The organism is Enterobacter sp. ECC-249 (genome assembly GCF_043965265.1).
Classification (GTDB): domain Bacteria; phylum Pseudomonadota; class Gammaproteobacteria; order Enterobacterales; family Enterobacteriaceae; genus Enterobacter; species Enterobacter quasiroggenkampii.
On record NZ_CP143660.1, the window covers coordinates 3,251,688 to 3,275,952 of the forward strand.

20 protein-coding genes are annotated in these 24,265 nt (G+C 57.8%); 9 read left to right on the forward strand and 11 right to left on the reverse strand.

Going from position 1 to position 24,265, the window contains the following annotated elements:
* Positions 1 to 17: 17 nt before the first annotated feature.
* Genes tssK through V1587_RS15590 form a run of 3 tightly spaced genes read right to left on the reverse strand, consistent with a single transcriptional unit; the run spans position 18 to position 2,411 of the window.
* Positions 18 to 1,361, reverse strand: coding sequence for a type VI secretion system baseplate subunit TssK (gene tssK / locus V1587_RS15580; protein WP_371898628.1), 1,344 nt, complete (start codon positions 1,359 to 1,361; stop codon positions 18 to 20).
* Positions 1,362 to 1,389: 28 nt separating this feature from the next.
* Positions 1,390 to 1,893 carry a type VI secretion system lipoprotein TssJ gene (gene tssJ / locus V1587_RS15585; protein WP_371898629.1) on the reverse strand — a complete coding sequence of 168 codons (504 nt, stop codon included), beginning with the start codon at positions 1,891 to 1,893 and terminating at the stop codon, positions 1,390 to 1,392.
* A gap of 23 nt (positions 1,894 to 1,916) precedes the next feature.
* Positions 1,917 to 2,411 carry an SH3 domain-containing protein gene (locus V1587_RS15590; RefSeq protein ID WP_371898630.1) on the reverse strand — a complete coding sequence of 165 codons (495 nt, stop codon included), beginning with the start codon at positions 2,409 to 2,411 and terminating at the stop codon, positions 1,917 to 1,919.
* Between the two features lie 1,003 nt (positions 2,412 to 3,414).
* Between V1587_RS15590 and V1587_RS15595 the strand changes: the two genes are divergently transcribed.
* Positions 3,415 to 5,703: an FdhF/YdeP family oxidoreductase gene (locus tag V1587_RS15595; RefSeq protein ID WP_371898631.1), complete on the forward strand. Its 2,289-nt coding sequence runs from the start codon at positions 3,415 to 3,417 to the stop codon at positions 5,701 to 5,703.
* 22 nt (positions 5,704 to 5,725) lie between these two features.
* A complete protein-coding gene (locus V1587_RS15600; RefSeq protein WP_371898632.1) occupies positions 5,726 to 6,622 on the forward strand; it encodes a LysR family transcriptional regulator in 897 nt (298 codons plus the stop codon).
* On the opposite strand, the gene V1587_RS15605 is transcribed toward V1587_RS15600, so the two are convergent.
* Positions 6,601 to 7,359, reverse strand: a complete 759-nt coding sequence (locus V1587_RS15605) for a phosphate/phosphite/phosphonate ABC transporter substrate-binding protein (protein WP_371898633.1) — start codon at positions 7,357 to 7,359, stop codon at positions 6,601 to 6,603. The two genes, V1587_RS15600 and V1587_RS15605, sit on opposite strands and share 22 nt — an antisense overlap.
* On the reverse strand, positions 7,352 to 8,323 hold the full coding sequence (locus V1587_RS15610) for a fatty acid desaturase (RefSeq protein ID WP_371898634.1): 972 nt from the start codon (positions 8,321 to 8,323) through the stop codon (positions 7,352 to 7,354). The genes V1587_RS15605 and V1587_RS15610 overlap by 8 nt, the downstream gene beginning before the upstream one ends.
* Before the next feature lie 149 nt (positions 8,324 to 8,472).
* Here V1587_RS15610 and V1587_RS15615 point away from each other — a divergent pair, with 149 nt between their 5' ends.
* Both V1587_RS15615 and gap read left to right on the forward strand, forming a co-directional pair.
* Positions 8,473 to 9,453, forward strand: a complete 981-nt coding sequence (locus V1587_RS15615) for a GlxA family transcriptional regulator (protein ID WP_371898635.1) — start codon at positions 8,473 to 8,475, stop codon at positions 9,451 to 9,453.
* A gap of 78 nt (positions 9,454 to 9,531) precedes the next feature.
* Positions 9,532 to 10,542, forward strand: a complete 1,011-nt coding sequence (gap, locus tag V1587_RS15620) for a type I glyceraldehyde-3-phosphate dehydrogenase (RefSeq protein WP_371898636.1) — start codon at positions 9,532 to 9,534, stop codon at positions 10,540 to 10,542.
* Positions 10,543 to 10,582: 40 nt separating this feature from the next.
* Here gap and V1587_RS15625 read toward each other — a convergent pair whose 3' ends face one another.
* Positions 10,583 to 11,770, reverse strand: coding sequence for an MFS transporter (locus tag V1587_RS15625; RefSeq protein WP_371898637.1), 1,188 nt, complete (start codon positions 11,768 to 11,770; stop codon positions 10,583 to 10,585).
* A gap of 115 nt (positions 11,771 to 11,885) precedes the next feature.
* On the opposite strand from V1587_RS15625, the gene V1587_RS15630 reads away from it, so the two are divergent.
* Together V1587_RS15630 and V1587_RS15635 are read left to right on the forward strand one after the other, a co-directional pair.
* Positions 11,886 to 12,842 (forward strand): AraC family transcriptional regulator, encoded by a 957-nt coding sequence (locus V1587_RS15630; RefSeq protein ID WP_371898638.1) that lies wholly within the window; start codon positions 11,886 to 11,888, stop codon positions 12,840 to 12,842.
* Between the two features lie 102 nt (positions 12,843 to 12,944).
* Complete coding sequence (locus V1587_RS15635; protein WP_395314411.1) at positions 12,945 to 14,630, forward strand: alpha,alpha-trehalase; 1,686 nt, start codon at positions 12,945 to 12,947, stop codon at positions 14,628 to 14,630.
* Positions 14,631 to 14,694: 64 nt separating this feature from the next.
* Here the strand turns inward: V1587_RS15635 and V1587_RS15640 are convergent, their stop codons facing one another.
* Entirely contained in the window at positions 14,695 to 16,797 is a 2,103-nt protein-coding gene (locus tag V1587_RS15640) for a TonB-dependent siderophore receptor (protein WP_395314412.1), read from the reverse strand.
* A gap of 112 nt (positions 16,798 to 16,909) precedes the next feature.
* A complete protein-coding gene (locus V1587_RS15645) occupies positions 16,910 to 17,164 on the reverse strand; it encodes a GlsB/YeaQ/YmgE family stress response membrane protein (protein WP_008502662.1) in 255 nt (84 codons plus the stop codon).
* A 208-nt stretch (positions 17,165 to 17,372) separates the two neighbouring features.
* On the opposite strand from V1587_RS15645, the gene V1587_RS15650 reads away from it, so the two are divergent.
* Positions 17,373 to 18,104: a flagellar brake protein gene (locus V1587_RS15650; RefSeq protein WP_371898641.1), complete on the forward strand. Its 732-nt coding sequence runs from the start codon at positions 17,373 to 17,375 to the stop codon at positions 18,102 to 18,104.
* 38 nt (positions 18,105 to 18,142) lie between these two features.
* Here the strand turns inward: V1587_RS15650 and emtA are convergent, their stop codons facing one another.
* The gene (gene emtA / locus V1587_RS15655; RefSeq protein ID WP_024909815.1) at positions 18,143 to 18,754 is read right to left on the reverse strand and encodes a membrane-bound lytic murein transglycosylase EmtA; all 612 of its coding nucleotides are present in this window, start codon (positions 18,752 to 18,754) and stop codon (positions 18,143 to 18,145) included.
* Positions 18,755 to 18,860: 106 nt separating this feature from the next.
* On the opposite strand from emtA, the gene ldcA reads away from it, so the two are divergent.
* Complete coding sequence (gene ldcA / locus V1587_RS15660; RefSeq protein WP_371898642.1) at positions 18,861 to 19,775, forward strand: muramoyltetrapeptide carboxypeptidase; 915 nt, start codon at positions 18,861 to 18,863, stop codon at positions 19,773 to 19,775.
* A 97-nt stretch (positions 19,776 to 19,872) separates the two neighbouring features.
* Positions 19,873 to 21,606, forward strand: coding sequence for a potassium/proton antiporter (locus V1587_RS15665; protein WP_371898643.1), 1,734 nt, complete (start codon positions 19,873 to 19,875; stop codon positions 21,604 to 21,606).
* 94 nt (positions 21,607 to 21,700) lie between these two features.
* Here V1587_RS15665 and dadX read toward each other — a convergent pair whose 3' ends face one another.
* Positions 21,701 to 22,771 (reverse strand): catabolic alanine racemase DadX, encoded by a 1,071-nt coding sequence (gene dadX / locus V1587_RS15670; RefSeq protein ID WP_371898644.1) that lies wholly within the window; start codon positions 22,769 to 22,771, stop codon positions 21,701 to 21,703.
* Positions 22,772 to 22,780: 9 nt separating this feature from the next.
* Complete coding sequence (locus tag V1587_RS15675) at positions 22,781 to 24,079, reverse strand: D-amino acid dehydrogenase (protein WP_371898645.1); 1,299 nt, start codon at positions 24,077 to 24,079, stop codon at positions 22,781 to 22,783.
* Between the last annotated feature and the right edge of the window lie 186 nt (positions 24,080 to 24,265).

The window sequence follows — 24,265 nt, forward strand, 5'->3', positions numbered from 1 at the left end:
ATTTAGCGCTCGCTTTATTATTCTGTCGGGCTACGGATGGCCCAAAACTCCATATCCAGCCCCGGGAATTCCCCTGCAAGATGCAGGGCGAATGCGCCGGACTTATCCATCTCGTGCCACAGCTCGCTGCCCTTCTCCAGCTCAAAGTAGCTGTAGCCGGCATGCCACGGGATCTGCGGCGGCGCGACCGGCATGGCGCGCAGCATAATGCCTGGCAGCTGAAGCTGAACCAGATCGCGAATTTTCGACACCGGTGCGACCTTCATCTGCGCCGGGAAATGGGTTTGCAGGTGTTCGCCCGGCACGTTGGCTTTAACCGCCAGCACGAAGCCGAACTCACGCACCATGCTGGTTTCAGGCACCGTGGCAATGTTCAGACCGTGAGAGCGTTCGTTAAGAGGCAGCTGAATCGCGTGGTCTTCCATCACCAGCGACAGCCCCTGACGCAGCATCAGCATAAGCTTGCTGAAGCAGTTAGCCAGATCGTCATGATCGTAAATCGGCAGCACGCTTTCGGCGGTCCGCTGCGACGTCCAGGTGGTGAGCTCTGTCGCGAATGGCAGCCAGCTGCGCCAGAGCGTTTCCGGATGCAGCAGCGGGAGGGTTTTTAAATGAGACACCTCGCCCAGGTGGCGGTTAACCAGCGACAGCAGCGTGAACTCAATCAGTTCAGAGGTATTAAAGCGGCCGGGCTGGCGCAAACGACCGCCAATCTGCTGGCTGCGCTGCACCAGCAAGCCGTGCAGATCGTTGATCATGCTGTAGATCTGCGGACTGTTATTGGCGTTGAGCATCGGCGGGATGTAGCTGTTGTCGAGCCGCACGTGGTTGTCGTTACGTTTCTCGGTCACAAAGGCCACGCCGATGGCGGTCCACTCTGCCGTGAGGTCTTTTTCAAGCATCAGGGTCAGACGCAGGCGGCCAAACTGGACGGTGGCATCCCCCACCGACATGGCGTTATCGTCTTCCACCTCTTGCTCAAACGCGATGAAGCGCGCCAGCGAGGCCGGCTCTTCGCTAAAGATCACCTCTTCTCTCTCGCCACGACGAACCGGCAGCGCGAGCACCACCTTTTCGTTAGTGAGATTGTCAGGAATTTTCAGCGGTACAGGCCCGTTTCGCCCGTTACGCACCTGGAAAAAGGTGCCGTCCGGCAGCAGTCCGCTGCAGTAGCTCAGGGCAATGCATCCCTGACGAAGCATCGCTTCATCCAGTTCAACGTCAAGAAAGCCCCAGAGATACGATCGCTGTAGCGCGCCCCATTCACGAACATGGTTGAGCAGATAGCTTTCAGTCCGCTGAAAATGGTGTGGACGCAGGAACATGCCTTCGGTCCAGACGACCTTTTCTGCTTTCGTCATGATGATGTGTTTCCTGTTTTGAAGCGCGTTACTGGCTGATGACCCGAATGCCGTTCACGTCGAGAAAAACGTTGGCCTGAAGTTCATCTGCGGACCATTTCCAGAACTGGTAGATATGATTTTCGCCAGGCACGGGCAGAGGAAGTGAAACGCGCCATTTTTTGCCATCCAGCACCTGATACTCCGCCATCACGCCGATGTAGCGGGCCTCCGGAGAGCTTTGCCCGCTGAGGGTTTTGGACAGCTGTCCCGGCATCAGGAAGAACACGTCGCTGTTCAGCAGATTCGCGCCAAGCGTGGCCGACGCGTTGTTCTGCAGGGAGAAGAAGTCGCTGGACATGAAATCCGCATCGGATTTCAGCAACAATACCCGGACCTTAAGCGGCGCAGATTCATTGATTTGTGGATGAGCCTGAAACTGCAGATTGTAGCGGGAGGGGTCGCTGTGTGAAGACGACGTACAACCACTGACCAGGGCGAAAATCACCGCGTAAAAGAATAACCACAGCTTATGAAAATTTTTATTATTCATAAAAATGCGCTCATGAAAGCCGTTTAGTTCAGGATCCAGGTACCGTTAGCGCTGTCTTTGCAGGCTTTGCTGTTACCGTCGACATCAACACAGGTCGCTTTTTTACGCGTCTTTGGACGAATAGCCTGTTTACGCACGGCGGCGTCGTACTGGTCGGCCTTGATCACGGCGCGCATCGGGACGTAACCAATCAGCTGTTCGTTACCTTCATCGGCAAGCGCCATCCAGTAGTGTTCAACCTGCCCCAGCACCACGTAAGTTTTTCCGGTCTCGAGATTACGGATAACTTTGCCGCCGAAGTCAGGACGGCTCATCAGAGAGGCCGGATACATAGCACGATACGGCTCGTTCACCGGCGTGAACTCCGTCGGCGGCGTAACAGCGTGACGGTGGGTTAAGGTGACGCCGTTGACCTGACTGGTCTCGATCGTATCGTCGTTGATCACAGGTTTCTGCGGCGCTTTACAGCCCGCCACCGCCATTACAAACAGAAGTGAAAACAGTACGCGCATTTTCATATGCTTTTCCGTAGCGATATTTCGATGATGAAGATAAGGGGGTGAAGTTTGACTTAAGTGCTATTGTTAAAATAGCCAGGATATTTTCGGGGCGTTACTATTTTAAGGGCATAGCTACCGCACGAGCCCTTCAGAATAAGGCCCAGTGTCTTCCTGACATATTTTGACAAACGGTAAGCAAGTTTACATGAGCTTCGCATCAATTCAATATTTACCGCCGCGTAACTGTTGGTAAATGAAGCAGTCGGAAAATTATAGGATTAATCCTATGAAAAAAAACGACCTGGCCAACCCTTTCTAATTTCATCAATGCAAAGCAACATAAACTCATGTTATATATAATAAAAAACACAAAAGAGAACCACTTTCATTAACGCAATAACGCTATTATCGCCACTACCATAATTAGTAGAATTCACGTTTTTTTGATGTCAAAGGAATATATCGCAGATGAATTATTTGTTGCATTAACAGAGTATATTTAATATTGAACACGCTTCATCGTTTGGGTGAGAATATTTCACTTATGCACCCAGACGTTAATTTTACGCCGCAAAAAAACTGTATATTCACGCGGTGATATTTCCACTATAAGGGATACCTTATATCTATTATTGATTAAGCCTGAGTAAACCTTCCTGTCATTTCCTCAAATGAAAAATGCCTCCAGCAGCCCGCCAGTCGTGAATCGCGGCTATATCTCTCGCTCATTAGCTTCATTCGAAGTTTTACTGGCACTACATCCTTTCCTGCTCGCCGCCATCTATCTCGCCTACCGGCTAATAGATAAGATTTATTATTAAAATGATAAAAATTCGTTATAATTTCTTTAAATATTTAAACGCCAGACCATACAAATCACTGTAATAAAAAGAGTTTTGGTTAAGGCATTTTCACACCCCGTATGTGCGTTGCCACCCGGCGGTCATTGCTTTCACCTATTGCTCCCTTCAGTGAGTTTTTGAGCTCGGACGTTGTGTAATCGAACAAATCAGGAGTGGGTATGAACAAGAAAAGACGCTCGGTGCCAGGTATCAGACACTATGATGGCCCTGCCGGCGGCTGGGGGGCATTAAAAGCAACGGCCATTGTGGTACGTACCCAAATGGATACCCTTGACGCCCCCGCGACGCTGCTGCGCACCAACCAGCCTGACGGCTTCGACTGCCCGGGCTGCGCGTGGCCGGATAAAGAACACAAGTCGACGTTCCAGTTCTGCGAGAACGGCGCCAAAGCGGTGACCTGGGAAGCGACAAGCAAACGCGTCACCCCCGCGTTTCTGGCCGAAAACAGCGTCTCCTCGCTGCTGGCAAAATCGGACTTTGAGCTGGAGGGCTACGGTCGACTCACGCACCCCCTGCGCTATGATCTGGCGAGCGACACCTTCCGCCCCGTCGACTGGGACGAGGCGTTTCAACGCATCGGCGACGTATTGCGCGGGCTCGAACCGGACCAGGTCGAGTTCTATACCTCCGGACGCGCCTCTAACGAAGCGGCTTATCTGTTCCAGCTGTTTGCTCGCGAATACGGCACCAACAACTTCCCCGACTGCTCGAATATGTGTCACGAGGCCACCAGCGTCGGTTTGCCCCGTTCGATCGGCATTGGGAAAGGGACCGTCTCGCTGGACGACTTCGACAAGACGGAGCTGGTGATCTCCATCGGCCATAACCCCGGCACCAACCATCCGCGAATGATGGGGACCCTCCACGAGCTGGCCCGCCGCAGCGTGCCGATTATCGTCTTTAACCCTCTGCGCGAGCGCGCGCTGGAACGTTTTGCGGACCCGCAAAGCGTGATTGAGATGGCGACCTACAGCTCCACGGATATCGCCTCGACCTATTTCCAGGTGAAGGCCGGAGGCGATGCCGCCGCGCTGAAAGGCATTGCCAAACACCTTCTCGAAATGGAGGCCGAGCGCGGTGGCGTGCTGGATCATGCATTTATTGCCGAACACACCCAGGGCATTGAGGACTTCGCCGCCGATATCGCGCAAACCCGCTGGGACGAGATCGAACGCGAGTCAGGTCTCAGTCAGGCGGCGCTCAAAAAGGTAGCCGAGGCCTATGCGAAATCGAATGCCACCATCATTACCTACGGGATGGGCATTACCCAGCACAATAAAGGCACGGCGAACGTCCGCCTGATTGCCGACCTGCTGCTGCTGCGCGGGAATATCGGCAAGCCCGGCGCGGGAATATGCCCGCTGCGCGGCCACTCAAACGTGCAGGGGAACCGTACCGTCGGGATTAGCGAGAAACCCACGCCGGCCTTCCTGAACAGTCTCAAAGACGTGTTCGGCTTTGAGCCTCCATCGCACCACGGACACGACGCGGTGCAGGCCACGCAGGCGATGATCGACGGCCGCGCGAAAGCGCTCATCTGCCTCGGGGGTAATTTTGCCGTCGCAATGCCCGATCATGAACGCGGTTTTCCGGCGATGGGTAACCTGGATTTGAGCGTTCACGTCGGGACCAAGCTGAACCGTACCCATCTGCTGGTGGGCAAAGAGACCTTTATTTTCCCGTGTCTTGGCCGTACCGAGCTGGATATTCAGGCCACCGGCCGCCAGTCCATTACCGTCGAAGACTCGATGTCGATGGTCCATGCCTCATCCGGCAAGCTGAAACCCGCCTCGCCGCTGCTTCGGTCAGAACCCGCTATCGTCGCGGGCATGGCGAAAGCCACCCTGCCGGATACCCGCGTGGACTGGATGACGCTGGTTGAGGATTATGACCGCATCCGCGATCTGATCGAGCAGACCATACCGGGCTTTGAGAACTACAATGCGCGGATCCGGGTTCCCGGCGGCTTCCGTATGCCGCTGCCGCCAACGCAACGCATCTGGCCAACGGCGACGGGAAAAGCGATGTTCTCGGTCTTCGACGGCGTACACGAGAACGCCAGCGGTGAAGGTGACCACGTTCTGCGCCTGATCACGCTGCGCAGCCACGACCAGTACAACACCACCATTTACGCCCTGGACGACCGCTACCGTGGCGTGTTTGGCCGTCGCGACGTGCTGTTTATGAACGAAGACGATATGGCGCAGTCAGGGCTGGAACACGGCGACCGCGTGGATATCGAAACCGCCCTGCCCGGCAACGGACAGCGTCTGGAAGATATTACCGTGGTGGCGTACAACATCGCGCCGGGGACCGTCGGGGCCTATTATCCGGAGGCCAACGTGCTGGTACCGCTTGATTATCTGGATAAAGACAGCGGTACGCCGTCGTATAAATCCGTTCCGGTTCGCATCACCCTGCGCTCAAAAGAGATCCGCATGCTGTAAGGCTGTTCGCGCAAAGAAAAAGATGGATATTAAACAGTTAAAATATTTAATCGCGCTCGACGAGACCCGCCATTTTGGCAAGGCGGCCTCGCAGTGCAACGTCACCCAGCCGACCCTCTCCATGCGCATCCGCAGCCTGGAAGAGGAGCTGGGGCTGGTGCTGATTGTGCGCGGGCAGCGCTTTGAAGGGTTTACGCCGGAGGGCGAACGCATCCTCGCGTGGGCCCGCGCGCTGCTGGCCGCGCACGACGGGCTACAGGCGGAAGCCGCGCTGTGCAAAGGCCAGGTGGTGGGCGAACTCCGTCTGGGGATGGTGCCGCTGGCAAGCGTGGATCCGATGATCTTTATTCGCCTGCTGACGCAAAAATACCCGGAGCTGACCTACAGCCTCTATTCCATGTCCTCCGCGCAGATAGCCGACGGCGTCAGCCGCAATCAGCTTGAGCTGGGAATTTGCTATCTCAACAGCATCGACACCAGCCTGTTCGATATTATCCAGCTTCCCAAAACGAAGATGGGCCTGCTGCACGACGTCCGCCATTTCCAGCTCGGCCAGGAGACATTAACCTGGCGCGATCTGACGGATTTTCCGCTGGGGTTCCTGACCAAAGGGATGCATTACCGGGCGCATATGGAGGCCAGCTTTAAGTCTGTCGGCATTGAACCGACGTCCGTTTTCGAGAGCGACTCCACGTTCCAGATCATTCAGGCCGTGCAGAGCGGCGTGTGCTGCGCCGTGATGCCGCTGAACAACGGGCTGGAAGATCTGAACAGCCATTTCCGGATTGTCCCCATCGCCGATGCGAACATTGAGGCTCCTGTCGGCTTGATTATGCGCAGGCAAAAACCGGTCTCCTCGCTGGCGCTGCGCTGCTTTACCGACGCACAGGAGATTTATCACGCCAGCAATGAGGCGTAGGCCTGACGCGTCACGACGCTAAAACCGCCGATCAGCACCGCGTCGCAAACGGCCCGGTGTTCCGGCAAACTCACCAGCGCGTGGAGCGCATCGCGAAGGGCATCAAGGGTGTCAGGCGAGGTGTGGTGCGAGGTTATAAGCGGCAGCCCCGGCGACAGAGGGGTACGGTCAATGACCGCCAGACCCGTCAGACCTTCCGGTTCGTGACGCTGCAGCAGTGCCCAGGTGACACAGTCGATGGCTGCGATATCCCCTGCTCCGCGTTTGACATCCTTCAGCGACTGGCGATGGCTGCCGCTAAAGGACGTTTGCGCGAAAAACGGACCGTCCGTCGCGAGAGGCGCCACTTTTTTTCGCAGCGCATTGTAGCCGGACTGGGAATCCGCAGAGTTACAGACCGCCCGTCGTCCGCGAAAATCCGCCAGCGTGAGATGCCGATCCTCCTCGCGCACCACCAGAAAGCTGCGGTACTGGATCCCTTCGCAGCCCGGGGCCGCGTAGTGAAAACAGCCGACAACCTGCACGTCCGGAAGCTGGGTAACCAGCGGATAACCGCAGGTCTGGCTGAGGACAAGCCGGGGCTGTCGCCAGTGCGTGAGCAGATCGGACTCCGGCCCGTCGGGGAGATCATCGACGGGCACACCGCGTGCGGCCAGCAGCCCCTTTACCGCCAGCCAGAGCGCGCGGGTATCGGCGCGATCCACCGCATACATGGGAAACGCCAGCAGGTTACTCATACCCTTCCCCCTGTTGCTTTCCGGGGTGAACGGTGACGTCGACGGGACTGACCCAGAATCGGCGCAGCCATTCACCGTAGCCTCTGACGAGAAAACCGCGGTTTCGCTCCCGGTACGCCTCCCGGTTTTGCTGGTAGATCGCCTTCAGCCCGTACCACGGCACCCCCGGTAAATCATGATGTACTGAATGATAGTTGAGATTCAAAAACAGTATCCGCCAGAACAGCCCGGCCTCGTTAATGACGGAGCGCGCCAGCGGATCGTCCGCTGCACGATGTTCGAAAAACGATCGCACCTTGGTCAGCGCCAGCGCCGGATAACTGACCGCCAGCACGAACCAGACGGGTGAAAAACCGACGTGCGTCATCCAGGCGAAGAGTGCCGCAAGCAGCGTGATGTGAACCAGCCACATCGTCATCGCCCGCAGATGAAGATGACGAAACGCCGCCAGGGCGCTGCCCAGCGTCTGCAGGATATCCAGCAGCGGCGCCAGCAAAAGCCGCCCGGCAAAAGTATTTCGGGCCCGGATCAGGCGCTTCTGCCAGGGGGAAAAGCGCGCCCAGCTCGCCTCGGTAAAATAGTACGACTCCGGGTCATCCACCGGATGGGTCAGGCTATCGTACCGATGGTGGGCCAGATGGGAATCCCGGTACAGGCCATACGGGTACCAGACCGCCAGCGGGAGCGTGCCGAACAGCTGGTTCAGCCAGGCAAAACGCGTGGGGTGTCCGTGGATCAGCTCATGCTGCAGCGACATGTACCAGGCGGTAAACCAGATGAGCAGCAGCGTGGCGGGCAGCAGGCCGAGCGTTTGCCAGAACGCCAGCGTGGCAAACCAGCCCGCATAAATCGTGAACATTAACAGCCAGGTGGGCAGTTCGCTTCGCCATATAAAACCCGATGCAAGATGACGGATTTGTTCGCGTTGTTGCGGATGTAAATAGAGGGAGCTTCGTTTACCCATTCCTTCAGACGCCGTTTCGCCAGAGACAGAGCCCTGAAGATCGGGGATTACGCCTGAAATAACAAAGAACTTAAATCGCTTTGCTTTGCCAGAAACACAGAGCGTGCGCGTCGCTTGACTTATTCTGTAATAAAGGTACTTTTCAGGACATGAAAAAGATCCTGATTATCGTTCCCGACGGCGGCATGCTGTTTGAAGCCGCCGGTATCGCCGACATTCTGATGCAGGCCAACCGGCTGCATCCGGACGGGCTTGAGCAGCCCCGCTACCGGATTATCATCGCCACCACGCAGCCTCACCAGGTGATCCACGGCCAGTCCGGCCTGAACCTGCTGGCGGACTATCGTCTGCCGGAGCTGGATCCGCGCGAGCCGCTGGATACCATTATCATTACCGGGCGCGGTATGAACGAGCAGGAGAGCACAGCCGTAGTCGACTGGCTGCACCTCGCTGCGCCGCACGCCCGGCGAATCGCCTCTATCTGCGGCGGCGCGATGCTGCTGGCCCAGACCGGCCTGCTGGACGGCCGTCGCGCCACCACCCACTGGCGGCTGCTGGAGACCATGCAAGCCCAGTACCCGTCAATCCAGGTCGAAGGCGGTCCGCTGTATATCCAGGACGGCCCCATCTGGACCTCCGGCGGCGTGAGCTCCGGGTTCGATCTGACCCTGGCGCTGGTGGAGGACGACTACGGATTTACCCTCGCCCGCGACGTGGCGCAGGATATGGTGATGTATCTGCGACGTCCCGGCGGACAGCTGCAGTTCAGCCGCTACAGCCTGCAGCAGCCCGGCGCAGCAGGACCGATAGGCGAGGTGCAAAGCTGGATCCTGCAGAACCTCACCGCCGATTTATGCGTGGAAAACCTGGCCGAGAAAGCGGCGATGAGCCCGCGTAACTTCACCCGCGTGTTTACCCGCGAGGCCGGGGTCTCTCCTGCCCGCTACGTGACCGAAGCGCGTCTGGCCGCCGCCCGGCAGCTGCTTGAACAGACCCGCGATCCCCTTGATCTCATTGCTGAGCAAAGCGGCTTTGGTACCAGCATTAACTTGCGCCGCATCTTTGAGAAACAGCTTCACCTCACGCCCGGCGAATACCGCCAGCGCTTTCACTGCCGCAAGATGGCGTAATCTGATCCTTTTTTGTCGTTTACGCCAACCTGCCCGACGCCTACAGTGACTCCAGACAACAGAGATAAGGAGTGCACCATGGTTAAGGTCGGTATTAACGGTTTCGGCCGTATCGGACGTAATTTCCTGCGCGCGGCGCTGGGCAACCCGGCGCTTCAGATTGTGGCCATCAACGATCTGACGGACAGCAAAACCCTCGCCCATCTGCTAAAACATGATTCCCTTCTGGGCAAGCTGCCCGCGCCCGTTGAAGCGGCTGACGGCGCGCTGCAGGTAGACGGACAGCGGATCGCCGTATTTAGCGAACGCGATCCGGCGAATATCCCGTGGCGTGACGCTGGGGTAGACGTGGTGATTGAGGCCACCGGCTTCTTTACCGAGCGGGAGAAAGCGGCGGTGCATATCACCCACGGCGGCGCTAAGCGCGTCATCATTTCCGCTCCCGGTAAGAACGACGACCTGACGATTGTGATGGGCGTCAACCATGACCAGTACGATCCCGCCCGGCACGCGGTGGTAAGCAACGGGAGTTGCACCACGAACGGTCTGGCGCCGGTCGCTCAGGTGCTGCACCAGCAGTTCGGGATTGAGCATGGCCTGATGAACACGACGCACGCCTACACCAACAGCCAGGCGCTGCACGATCAGCCGGAGAAAGATCTGCGCGGCGCGCGCGCGGCGGCGCTGTCGATTGTGCCTTATTCAAGCGGCGCGGCGAAAGCGCTGGGGAAAGTGATCCCTTCTCTTGACGGCAAGCTGACCGGGTACTCCCTGCGCGTGCCGGTGCCGGTGGTGTCGATTGTCGATTTAACCGTGACGCTGAGCCGTAACGTGACCGCCGAAGAGGTGAATGACGCGTTTCGCAACGCGGCTGCCAGCGGCCCTCTTAAAGGCATTCTGGGCTATAGCGATGAACCTCTGGTTTCCAGCGATTACCAGGGCGACCCACGCTCCTCAATTATCGACGGGCTTTCCACGCTGGTGATTGGCGGGAACATGGTGAAGATCCTTGCGTGGTATGACAACGAGTGGGGCTTCTCCAACCGCCTGGTGGACCTGGCGGTGCTGATGGATAAGAAAGGGCTGTAAGCCTGAGGCCGGGTGGCGCGATTGCTCACCCGGCAAAAAATCATTCCGCTTTCACTTTCACACCCATAAACACAATCACCATCGCCGTGACCAGCAGGAAACCGCTTCCCGCGAATACGCCGCTGGCGCCGTTGAGGTCAAATACCGCCCCGCCCCCGGCCGCACCGGCACTGATTGCCAGCTGGATTGAGGCCACCAGCAGCCCTCCTGCACTTTCGGCTTCATCCGGGACCGTAGTGGCAAGCCAGGTTGACCAGCCCACCGGAACCAGACCAAATGCAAAGCCCCACAGCGCGACCAGCAGCCCGTCCAGCATGGCCAGATGACCAAACGCAACCATCATCAGCGCGAGAACGCCCATCGCAAACGGCACCAGCGCCAGCGTCAGGCGCAGATTACGTGCCAGCAGATGCCCGGCTACGGAGGTGCCCACAAAGTTGGCGATACCAAAGCCCAGCAGGATCAGTGAAATGGTCTCCACGCTCGCCTGGCCTACCGTCTCCAGGAACGGACGCAGGTAGGTAAAGAAGGCGAAATGGCCGCTGAAGATCAGAATGGTCGCCAGCATCCCGCCGATCATCCCCGGACGGCGCAGCACGCGGAACAGCGTACTCAGACTGCCGCTGCTCTCCGGCTTCATGGACGGCAGGACCCAGAGCTGCCACAGCAGCGCCAGCATGCTCGGCAGAATGCAGAGCACAAAGACGTTGCGCCAGCCGATCAGGCTGCCCAGATAGCTGCCCAGCGGCGCCGCGACTATCGTGGCAATCGACACGCTGGAGAAGATCACCGCCAGCGCTTTCGGCACTTTATCTGCCGGAACCAGACGCATCGTCGTGGCCGTCGACATCGCCCAGAATCCCCCGATGGCGACCCCCAGCAGCAGGCGCCCCATCAGCAGGACGTGCAGATTAGGCGCAAAGGCCACCAGCAGGCTGGAGATAATTTGCAGCACCGAGAAAAACATCAGTACCCAGCGGCGGTCGATACTCTTGGTTGCCGGGGTAATCAGCAACCCGGTGACCAGCGCCACCAGCGCGGTGGCGGTGACGGCCTGTCCAGCCATCCCCTCGGTAACGCCCAGGCTCGCGGCCATGGGTGTTAACAAACTGGCGGGCAGAAATTCTGCCGTAATCAAACCAAATACCCCCAGCCCCAGTGAATAGACGGCCCGCCAGGCGGGTTTTGCAGGCGCTACCGCCTCGCTCGCCGCGACACATGAACTCATCTGTTGATCTCCCGTTATAAAAATGTGACTACTGTCGCAAAAGAATAGAAGGTTCACCCTGGACGATCTATGACATATAATCTCCACTTATTGATTATTCGTCCGGAGTTGCGCCATGACCGTACAGTCACCCGATTTGATCAGCGAACTTTTACGCGGCATGCGCCTGTCAGGCGTGAAATACCGGCGGATTGAAGCCAGTGCGCCATTTGGCGTCGCGTTTCATCAGGCTCCCGGCAGGGCGCAGTTTCATTTTGTGAGCCACGGTAGCGCCCTGTTGCGCATGGAGAGCGGCGCAACGTTCGAACTGAGCGGTGGCGACGCCCTCTTTATTCCCGGCGGAAATTCCCATGCCCTGCTCTCGGACGAGCAGGCCACCATTACCCCCGTCAACGCCTTTCCGAGCGAGCCTATCTGCAGCTCGGTCTGTGCTATCACCTGCGAGCCCTGCCCGGAAAGCGAGAACACCCTTATCTTTAGCGGGTGCATGGATTTTGAGCTGGGCGGAATGCAGCCGCTGATCAAGGCGATGCCGGAAGTGATGATGGTCAGCCGGCTAATGTCTACCTGGCCGGAAATTCATCCGCTGCTGGCGGCGATGGAGCGGGAATCCGCGGCGCGTCAGGCCGGGTATGCCGGGATCCTTGCGCGGCTGGCCGACGTGGTGGCGGCGTTAATCGTGCGGGGCTGGGTTGAAGGCGGCTGTGGTAAATCCACCGGCTGGGTGCAGGTTCTGCGCGACCCGCGCCTCAGCCGCGCCATTTACGCCATGCATCAGCAGCCAGGCCTGAACTGGAGCGTGGCGGATCTGGCAAAAGAAGCGGGAACGTCCCGTTCCGTGTTCGCGGAACGGTTTCTGGCCGCGACGGGAACCACCCCGGCAAAATATCTCAGCGAGCTGAGAATGCGGCTGGCCATCCAGTACATTCGCCACGAAAATCAGCCGATTGAAACCGTCGCGCTGCGGCTGGGATACGGCTCTCTGGCGGCATTTAGCCGGGCATTTAAGCGTATCATTGGACATGCGCCGGGCACGCTGCGGGAAGCCAGCCAGACGCCGGAAGAGGTCTGACGGGCAAGCAATTATTAACGCGAAGCGGGCAATATTCGTCTAAGGTTTTCAGGTGATTGACAACAGCGGTCACGCTGTTTAGTGAAGACAGGAGACGAACTAATGATAAGACCTCGTACACTACGCCCCGCGTTTTTGCCCCTTGCGTTAGGAAGCGCGCTGCTCGGCGTAACGACTTTCGGTTATGCCGACGATACCCCCGCAGCCCAGACAACCTCACCCGATATTTTGCTGGGCCCTCTGTTTAATGATGTGCAAAGCGCGAAACTGTTTCCCGATCAGAAAACCTTCGCTGATGCCGTCCCCAAAAGCGACCCGCTGATGATTCTGGCGGATTATCGTATGCAGCACACGCAGTCCAGCTTTGACTTACGCCACTTTGTCGAGATGAACTTTACGCTCCCTGCGGAAGGGGAAAAATATGTTCCGCCTGCTGGACAAAGTTTACGTGAGCACATTGACGATCTCTGGCCCGTACTGACGCGCACCACGGATAAAGCCAGCAACAAATGGGATTCCCTTCTGCCGTTGCCGAAGCCTTACGTTGTGCCCGGCGGTCGTTTCCGCGAGGTCTACTACTGGGATAGCTATTTCACCATGCTGGGCCTAGCTGAGAGCGATCATTGGGACAAAATCAGCGACATGGTGGATAACTTTGCCTATGAGATTGACACCTTCGGCCACATTCCCAACGGCAACCGCAGCTATTACCTGAGCCGATCCCAGCCGCCGTTCTTCTCGCTGATGGTGGAACTGCTGGCAACGCACGACAGCGATGCGCTGAAGAAGTATCGTCCGCAGATGGAGAAAGAGTATGCCTACTGGATGGACGGCGTCGATGCCCTTCAGCCGGGTCAGGCCAACAAGCGCGTGGTGAAACTGGATGACGGCGCGATCCTCAACCGCTACTGGGACGATCGCGACACCCCGCGCCCGGAGTCCTGGCTTGACGATGTGAATACCGCGAAAAATAACCCTAACCGACCGGCAACCGAGATCTACCGTGATTTGCGTTCCGCCGCGGCCTCGGGATGGGACTTTAGCTCCCGCTGGATGGACGATCCGCAAAAACTCGGCACCATCCGGACCACCAGCATTGTGCCCGTGGACCTGAACGCCCTGATGTTCAAGATGGAAAAACTGCTGGCCCGGGCAAGCCAGGAGAGTGGCGATGCCGCCAGCGCAAACAAGTATGAGACGCTGGCCACCGCGCGCCAGAAAGCCATCGAGAGCCACCTGTGGAATGATAAAGAGGGCTGGTACGCGGATTACGATCTGAAGAGTAAGAAAGTACGCAATCAGCTCACGGCCGCAGCCCTGTTCCCGCTTTACGTGAAGGCGGCGGCGCAGGATCGTGCCGATAAAGTCGCCGCGGCAACCTCGTCGCGCCTGTTGAAACCGGGCGGTATTGCGACCACCACCGTAAACAGCGGCCAGCAGTGGGATGCGCCAAACGGCTGGGCTCCGCTGCAGTGGGTAGCGGCGGAAGGATTGCAGAACTACGGGCAAGAGAAGGTCTCGATGGATGTGACCTGGCGCTTCCTGAAGAACGTTCAGCACACTTATGACCGGGAAAAGAAACTGGTCGAGAAGTATGACGTGTCGTCAACCGGGACGGGCGGCGGCGGCGGAGAGTATCCGCTTCAGGACGGCTTTGGCTGGAGCAACGGCGTAACGCTGAAGATGCTGGATCGGGTCTGCCCGAAAGAGAAACCGTGCGACAGCGTGCCGGAGAATCGGCCTGCGGCGAATGATGAGGCTGCACCGGTAAAAGCTGCGGCGCAGTAAGGGAGTATTGCCGGGTGGCGGCTACGCCTTACCCGGCCTACTTTTTGAAATAACAGGGCTTTGCTTAGAAACTGTAACTCGCCCCTAGCTGATACGTTCTGTCACGCCCAATCCAGCAGTTGGTCGCGTCGTAGCAGGTCAGCGTCTCTTTGTTGGTGATGTTCTGCGCACTGGCCTTAAGCGTTAGCCCTGCCAGCGAGGGCAGGATTTCACCCATCCGGTAGGAAGCCGCCAGATCGTACTGCGTAGTGCCCCCCAGTTTACCCGCATCGTTTGCCGGAGAGATTTCCATCGGGCCGGTATAGCGCGCCCCCGCCCCCAGCATCAGCCCCTTCAGCGGCGTGTTCTCAAAGGTGTAATCCCCCCAGAGGTTGAAGGCATTCTCCGGCACCTGCGTTGGACGTTTCCCTTTGTACTTGTCATCTTGCGTATTGATCGCGTGGGTGTAGGCATAGTTAGCAATCAGCGTCAGGTTGTCCGTCGGGCGGCTAATGGCGGAGAGTTCTGCCCCTTTAGACTCCACTTCCCCGGTCTGACGATAGTTCAGGAAGCCCGGATCGGAGGTGACGACATTTTTCTGACGGATGTTGAACACCGAGGCGGTAAAGGTGGTTGCGTAGTCGGCCAGCAGATATTTCACGCCGCCCTCCACCTGCTTGCTGGTGGTCGGTTTGACGTCTTTCGCCACGAGGGTTCCCTGCGGCGATACCGGAGCAAAGCCTTCGGAGTAGCTGATAAACGGTGACAGACCATTATCAAAGGCGTAAAGCGCGCCCAGGCGTTTGGTGACGCGATCCTGAGAGACCCAGGCCTTATCACCGTTTTGCAGATAATTGGTGGTAACGGAGCGATAATCGTCGTAGCGCAGGCTGCCCAGCAGATTGAGGCCACCCCACTCCACCTGATCCTGCAGGTAGTAGCCGTTCTGCTGATAGCTCAGACGGTTTTTCTGGGCGGTATACAGGCCCAGCGCGCTTTCGACGATCTGCGAATAGTCAGGGTTGCGCATATCAATGCCCGGCGTGGTCGACGCGTAGCGGTAGTGGAAATGGGAGTTCAGCTTCTGATAGTCAAACCCGGCCAGCAAGTGGTGTTGCCAGTCGCCCAGCGCAACGGTTTTGGTCACCTGGTTGTCAATGTTGAAGCTCTTTAGATCTTCATCGGTGGTGTAGGCAAAGCGGTTTAGCTGATAGACCTCGCTTCCCGTCCCTGTCGCATAGACGCTGCGCTGATGGGTATCGACGTCAAAATAGCGAGCTTTCTGATTAAAGCCCCAGCCGCTGTCAAATTCATGTTCAAAGCTGTAGCCCAGCATCCACTGACGCTGCTTAAACCCGTTCCACTCGTCACCGGCGTAGTCGCGCTTGCCCGCGTATTTCGAGCGCAGGTAGGCGAGCGGCAGAGGGTTAGACGGCGTCAGGCTCGGTGTGTTTTGCGCCAGCGCGTCCAGGGTAAGGCGGGTTTTGCTGTCCGGTTGCCAGCTGACGGACGGGGCAACCAGGTAATTTTCATACCGGGTGGTGTGCGGCTGATCGTCATTTTCCGTGGCTTTGCCCAGCAGACGGTAGTTCCAGTCGCTGTCGGCAATTTGCCCGGTTGAGTCGAGATAGCCCTCTTTCAGGTTGCGGTTGCCGGTGTTAACGCCGATCTCCGTTCGGGCTTCTCGCTGCGGTTTTTTACTTTGAATATTCACCAGCCCGCCCGGCGAGCCGCCGCCGTAAAGGACCGATGAGGGGCCTTTCAGGATATCAACGCTGTCGATCAGCAGCGGATCGATGCGCGCTTTGGTATTGCCGGTGACGTTATAGGGCAGCTGCAGGCCGTTGTAGAACTCCTGGTCGACGGTAAAGCCACGAATTTTATATTCGCTCATGTAGGAGGTATTTCCCCGCACCTCGGTTGAGACGCCCGGGGCATAGCGCAGGATTTCATTCACCGAATTCGCATGGCGCTTTTCAATTTCCGGCGCAGAGAGGGTCGTGATGACCTGCGGCGTTTTACTTTCAGCAACGGCCGATTTTGTGGCGCTGTTCGTCCAGGCCGGCAGCGCGCTGCCCTGCTCTGAGCCGGTGACGACGATGGTGGATTCTTCGGCGAATGCCGGGACCTGCAATGCCACCGTGACGGCGCCTGCCAGGGCGCAAAGCGTAAAGCGTGAGGTATTCATAATGTCGTCTTGTTGTTAGATGCAATACGGAACGACAATTATTATCATTTAGATTAACAAATCAATACTCAGGCAAAAAAACGGCCCTCCGCAGAGAGCCGTTTACGTCAATTTATGCTCGTCGCAGTAACCTGAATATGCCCAGCACCACAATGGCACCCACGACAGCGACCAGAAAACTGTGCAGGTCGAAACCACTTATGTTGCCTCCAAAACCAAACATCGTCGCCAGCCAGCCGCCCACAACCGCACCAACGACCCCGAGTACACAGGTCAAAATAAAGCCGCCACCATCGTTTCCCGGCATGATCAGTTTAGCGATAGCGCCAGCAATAAGACCAAAGATAATCCAGGCGATGATACCCATAGCGATGCCCTCTTGCAGGTTTAACGCGTGCGCAGAAAACCTTCTGCACAGCTAACTTAAGTATAGGTCATCGCAGGAAAACCATTTTCATCTCACCGACTTATCTTTGCGTAAACAGGCAAAAAAAACTCACCGGTTTGTATTAAGTTTCATCGCAGATTGCCGATAACGCTAAGACAGTCTGTCATCAATCAAGGAGCCATCCGGCGTGAGTCATTACAGTGAGCAGTTCCTCAAGCAAAATCCGCTGGCTGTATTAGGGGTATTACGCGACCTGCAAAAAGGTGAAGTGCCGCTGCGCATCAGCTGGTCGAATAATCAGTTCATCAGCAAGATCCTTGACGCCTCGCAGGAGCGGCTGGTGATTGATTTAGGCAGTCAGGAGTATGAAAACCGCGCGGCGCTAAAAGCGGAAAATGTCGCGGTGATGGCCGAAACGCAGGGTGCCAAAGTGGAGTTTGTCCTGTCGCGGCTGGAAATGAGCGAATACCAGGGACTCCCTGCTTTTGCTACCCCTCTTCCCACCAACCTCTGGTTTGTCCAGCGTCGCGAATATTTCCGCATCAACGCCCCGCTTCATCCCGCTTACTTCTGCAAGGCCAAAATGCCGGACAAAAAAGAGATCCGCTTTCGCCTCTTCGACCTGTCGCTGGGCGGCATGGGCGCACTGATGGATACGCCGAAACCTGACGGACTGGTAGAGGGCATGCGGTTTACGCAAATTGAACTGGATATGGGGGGCTGGGGTCGCTTTTATTTCGATGCACAGCTGATTGCCATCAGCGATCGCACCGTCGTGGACAGTAAAAATGAAACCATCACCACGCCGCGTCTGAGCTTCCGTTTTCTGAATGTCGGGCCTGGCGCAGAGCGCGAACTGCAGCGCATTATCTACTCTCTGGAGCGGGAAGCGCGGGAACGCGCAAATAAAGTTCTGTAAGGGAAATCGGGCAGCGTGACCGCCGCCCGTCTGCGGCATTACATGGCATCCATCGCTTTCTGTACTTTCCAGATATAACGAGGCGCCTGTGGTGCCGGGTGATTTTTCGCCACATGTTCAAAGAATTCGTCTTTGTCCATGCCGTTAATCTCTTCTATCGCCTCTTTGCGGTCAGAGGAGAAGGTTCTCAGCAACGCGCCGGCACCGTTAACGTAAGAGACCACCAGCGCGTACTGCATCACCTCCGGATCCTTAATGCCCTTCAGCACGCCATGCTCCATGATGCTCAGGTAGGCCGTGCCCATTGAAATGTTGCGTTCCGGGTTCTTCAGCTCGCTGGTCGACGGCTGGCCGCTCCAGCCCATATAGCGGTAAACCTCTTTCCCCGCCGTTGACGCTTTAAGCTGCATCAGCCCCACCGCGTTGGACTTGCTGACAAGCGTGGGGTTACCGCCGGACTCCACCGCAATGATCGCCGTGATGAGACGCGGACTGACGCCCCAGGCTTTCCCGGCTTGTTCACTGATCGGCATCCACTGCATCGCCCGCTTCACCGGCACTTCCGGGTTCCAGGGCGGGTTTTGATAATCATGTTTTGAACTACAGCCAGCGAGCAACACAATCAAAAAAGCAAACCATCTCAATTTCACGTCATCTATCCTTATAGCCGATCATCGCGGTGCGCCGCTCTTGAAGCAGGCGGCGTATAAGCGGCATGATATAGACAATTAGTTTCTCATTCAGCAAGGAATTGCCATGTCTCAGTTTCATCTCATCGCGCCGTCGGGCTACTGCATTAACCAGGACGCGGCGCAGCGGGGCGTTCAGCGTTTGCTGGAGTCGGGCCACCAGGTAGAAAATCAGACAATTATCCCCCGCCGCCAGCAGCGTTTTGCCGGTACGGAAGCGCAGAGGTTGAATGATATCAATAGTCTGGTGAACCTGACGGGCGGAAACCGGATAGTGCTGGCGGTGCGCGGCGGATATGGCGCGAGCCGGCTGCTGGAGAGCATCGACTGGCAGGGTCTGGCGCAGCGTCAGCAGCAGGATCCGCTGCTGATATGCGGCCATAGCGATTTCACCGTCATTCAGCTTGGGCTGCTGGCGCTGCATAACGTTGTCACCTTCAGCGGCCCGATGCTGGCCGGTAACTTCGGCGCGCCGGAGCTGGATGCCTTTACCGTGGAACATTTCTGGCGCGCGCTGCGTAATCCCACCTACAGCGTGGAATGGCAGGGCAATGGACCGCACTGGGAATGTGAGGGCCAGCTCTGGGGCGGCAACCTGGCGATGCTGGTTTCGCTTATCGGCACGCCGTGGATGCCGCACATCGAGGACGGCATTCTGGTGCTGGAAGATATCAACGAACATCCGTTCCGCGTCGAGCGAATGCTGCTGCAGCTCTATCATGCCGGTATTCTTGAACGCCAGTCCGCAATTGTGCTGGGCAGCTTCAGCGGCTCTGCCCCGAATGACTATGACGCGGGTTACTCCCTGGAAACCATGATTGAGTTCATTCGCTCGCGGCTGGATATTCCGGTCATCACCGGTCTGGATTTCGGCCATGAGCAGCAAACCGTGACCCTGGCGCTGGGGGCGCATGCCTCCCTGATCCACAACGATTCCGGCAGTCGGCTGACCATCAGCGGCCATCCTGTCATAAAGGCATAAAAAAGCCGTTATACCCCCTTAATAAAACGCTGTTGCCGTCGTTAATATGTTAGGGTTTTAGTAACAGCGTTAACATTGAGGTGGGAGTAAGAGAACATTGGATGCCGCAGCGATAATCAGTCTTTTCATTCTGGGTTCGGTCCTTGTAACCAGCAGTATTTTATTAAGTTCATTTTCATCGCGTCTCGGCATACCTATTCTTGTCATTTTCCTCGCCATCGGCATGCTCGCCGGCATTGATGGTATTGGCGGTATCCCATTCGATAACTACCCTTTCGCCTACATGGTGAGTAACCTGGCGCTGGCGGTGATCCTGCTGGACGGCGGGATGCGCACCCAGGCGAGTTCCTTCCGCGTGGCCTTAGGGCCTGCGCTGTCGCTCGCCACCGTCGGCGTGTTGATTACCTCTGGCCTCACCGGAATGATGGCCGCGTGGCTTTTCCATCTCAATATCATGGAAGGTTTACTGATTGGCGCGATTGTTGGCTCAACCGATGCGGCAGCGGTGTTTTCCCTGCTCGGCGGAAAAGGGCTTAACGAACGCGTTGGCTCCACGCTTGAGATTGAATCCGGCAGTAACGATCCGATGGCGGTGTTTCTCACCATCACGCTGATTGAGATGATCCAGCAGCACGAGACGGGCCTGAGCTGGATGTTCGTCTGGCATATCCTGCAGCAGTTCGGGCTGGGGATTGTTATCGGCCTGGCGGGGGGATATCTGTTACAGCAGACGATCAACCGCATCTCGCTGCCCGCGGGGCTATACCCCCTGCTGGCGCTGAGCGGCGGTATTCTTATTTTTGCCGTTACCACCGCGCTGGACGGCAGCGGCATTCTCGCCGTCTACCTCTGCGGGTTCCTGATGGGCAACCGCCCTATTCGCAACCGGCACGCTATTTTGCAGAACTTCGACGGTCTGGCCTGGCTGGCGCAGATCGGCATGTTCCTTGTGCTGGGTCTTCTGGTCACGCCATCTGACCTGCTGCCGATCGCCATTCCGGCGCTGCTGCTGTCCGCGTGGATGATCTTCTTCGCCCGTCCGCTGTCGGTATTTGCGGGCCTGCTGCCGTTTCGCGGCTTCAACCTGCGCGAGCGGGTCTTCATCAGCTGGGTGGGCCTGCGCGGCGCGGTGCCGATTATCCTTGCCGTCTTCCCGATGATGGCCGGTCTGGATAACGCGCGGCTGTTCTTTAACGTGGCGTTCTTCGTGGTGCTGATTTCGCTGCTGTTCCAGGGAACGTCCCTCGGGTGGGCGGCGAAAAAAGCCAAAGTGGTGGTGCCTCCCGTGGGCTGGCCGGTCTCCCGCGTGGGGCTCGACATTCACCCGGAGAATCCGTGGGAACAGTTTGTCTATCAGCTAAGCGCTGACAAATGGTGCGTGGGAGCCTCGCTGCGCGATTTGCACATGCCGGCCGAAACGCGTATTGCCGCCCTGTTCCGCGATAATGTCCTGCTGCACCCTACCGGCAGCACCCGCCTGCGCGAAGGGGATATTCTGTGCGTGATTGGCCGCGAGCGCGACCTGCCCGCCCTAGGCAAACTGTTCAGCCAGTCGCCTCCGGTGGCGCTGGATCAGCGCTTCTTCGGCGATTTTATTCTGGAAGCCAGCGCCAGGTTTGCCGATGTCGCGCTGATTTACGGCCTGGATGAAGGTGCTGAAGACGGAGATAGCCAGCAAACGCTGGGCGAAATCATCCAGCAGCGGCTTGGCGCTGCCCCGGTCGTGGGCGATCAGGTAGAGTTTGCCGGGATGATCTGGACGGTAGCAGAGAAAGAAGATAACGCGGTGCGGAAAGTCGGTTTGAGGCCGATGGAAGAGGAAGCGGAGTAGCTGTTTTTTGCCGGGTGACGGCTTCGCCTTACCCGGCCTACAAAATCCTCGAACGTAGGCCGGGTAAGCGTTAGCGCCACCCGGCGAACATTCGTTACACCGTCACAACCGGCACTCGTGGTGCCAGGGCACACATCAGTTCATACCCCACCGTGCCCGCTGCGGCCGCCACGTCATCAATTTTGATTTCGTTACCCCACAGCTCGACCGGCGAACCGATGCCCGCCTGCGGGCATGGCGTCAGGTCAACGGCCAGCATATCCATTGATACGGTACCCACCGTTCCCGTGCGTACCCCGTCGACCCAGACCGGCGTGCCGGTCGGCGCGATGCGCGGGTAGCCGTCGGCATAACCGCCCGCCACGATGCCAATCCTCTGCTCGCCCTTTGCCCGATAGCGGCTACCGTAGCCCACCGTGTCTCCGGCCTTCAGCGTCTGCACGCCAATGATTTCGCTGCGCAGGGTCATGACCGGCTTCAGGCCGCTGTTGGCGATATCCTGCCACTGGCCCGAGGGCGACGCGCCGTACAGAACGATCCCCGGACGCACCCAGTTGTAGTGCGCCTCGGGATGCCACAGCGTGGCCGCCGAGTTGGACAGCGAGCGCGGGCAGTCCAGCCCTTCTGCCGCCTGCTCGATGCGGACCATGGCGTCTGCGATGCCGTCCGGTTTTTCCGCATCGGCAAAATGCGCCATCAGCGTCATTTCACCTACATTCTTCAGCGCGCGCAGTTGCCGCCAGACCGTATGCACCCGCTCAGGCTGGAAGCCCAGGCGGTTCATGCCGCTGTTGACCTTGAGATAGATATCCAGCGGAGCATGGAGCTTCGCATCCTGAATCGCTTTGATCTGCCAGTTGCTGTGAACGCTGGTGGTCAGACGGTACTTGTCCAGCAGAGGCAGATCGTCGGCGTGGAAGAAGCCCTCCAGAAGCAGTATCGGCCCTTTCCAGCCGCGCTCGCGCAGCAGAATGGCCTCTTCCAGATTCAGGAGCGCAAAGCCGTCGGTGGCGCTCAGCGCGCTCCAGATACGGTCAATGCCGTGGCCGTAGGCATTCGCTTTCACCACCGACCAGACGCGAGCGCCAGGCGCCGCCCGTCGAACAATTTGCAGATTATCCTTCAGGGCCTGCAGGTTCAGCTGGGCCAGAACAGGACGGGACATGACAACTCCTTAGCTATGCGCGCCGTGCAGGTGCTGTGGACGCGACGGCGTAAATCCCGATTGATAGCGCGCGGCGCTTAAATCGTCAAACGGAATGGCCGGCGTGCGCCCGGAAATCAGGTCGCTCAGCAGCTGGCCGGAGCCACAGGCCATCGTCCAGCCGAGGGTGCCGTGTCCGGTATTGGTCCACAGGTTTTTAAACGGCGTACGCCCCACGATCGGTGTGCCGTCCGGGGTCATCGGACGCAGGCCGGTCCAGAACGTCGCCTGCTCGACAAAGCCACCGCGCGGGAAAAGATCGCCTACCACCATTTCCAGCGTTTCACGACGCGGTTTCAGCAGCTCGGTGTTGAAGCCGACGATCTCCGCCATGCCGCCTACGCGGATGCGGTTATCGAAGCGGGTAATGGCGATTTTGTAGGTTTCATCCAGAATGGTCGACACCGGCGCGCCGCTCTCTTCTTTCACCGGAATGGTCAGCGAGTAGCCTTTTAGCGGGTAGACCGGAATGTCGAGAATGCCTTTCAGCATGGCGGTGGAGTACGAACCAAACGCCATCACGTAGGCATCGGCTTTGATCACCTCGTCGCCGCACTTCACGCCGTAAATTTTTTCCCCTTCCGACAGCAGCTTGTCGACAGAGGTGTTGAAGCGAAATTTCACCCCCACCTGCTCGCACATTTGCGCCAGACGCTGCGTAAAGAGCTGGCAGTCGCCGGTTTCGTCATTCGGCAGGCGCAGGCCGCCCGTCAGCTTATGGGCCACTTCCGCCAGCGCGGGTTCAACCTGACCAAGCTGGCTGGCTTCCAGAAGCTGGTACGGTACGCCGGCATCCTCCAGCACGGCGATATCGCGGGTGGCGTTTTCGTACTGTTGCTCGGTGCGGAACAGCTGCAGCGTTCCGCCCTGACGGCCTTCATACTCAATCCCCGTCGACGCGCGCAGCGCTTTCAGGCAGTCGCGGCTGTACTCCGCCAGTCGCACCATGCGCCCTTTGTTCTCCATGTAGTGGCGAGTGTCGCAGTTGCGCAGCATCTGCCACATCCACTTCAGCTGGAACTGCGTGCCGTCAAGGCTGATGGCCAGCGGCGCATGGCGCTGGAACATCCATTTAATCGCTTTCAGCGGAACGCCCGGCGCAGCCCAAGGTGCCGCATACCCCGGAGAGATTTGCCCGGCGTTCGCCGCGCTGGTTTCAAGCGCGGGACCGGATTCACGATCGATAACGGTGACGTCATGTCCCGCCTGACTTAAATACCAGGCGCTGGTTACCCCAACGACACCACTTCCCAGTATGACAACACGCATAGCCACTCCATTATGTGCAAAAGAACAATCTTCTAATTACAGATTGATAACCTAGTTGAAAATATTATTCAACATACGACTTTTTTATGGTGACTTACCTCACACATCCCCCAGCATCAGGGGATAGCGCTAATTTGGGATCTCCTGCTGCGCGTTATTTTTAACCAGCATAATATGCTGAGACAT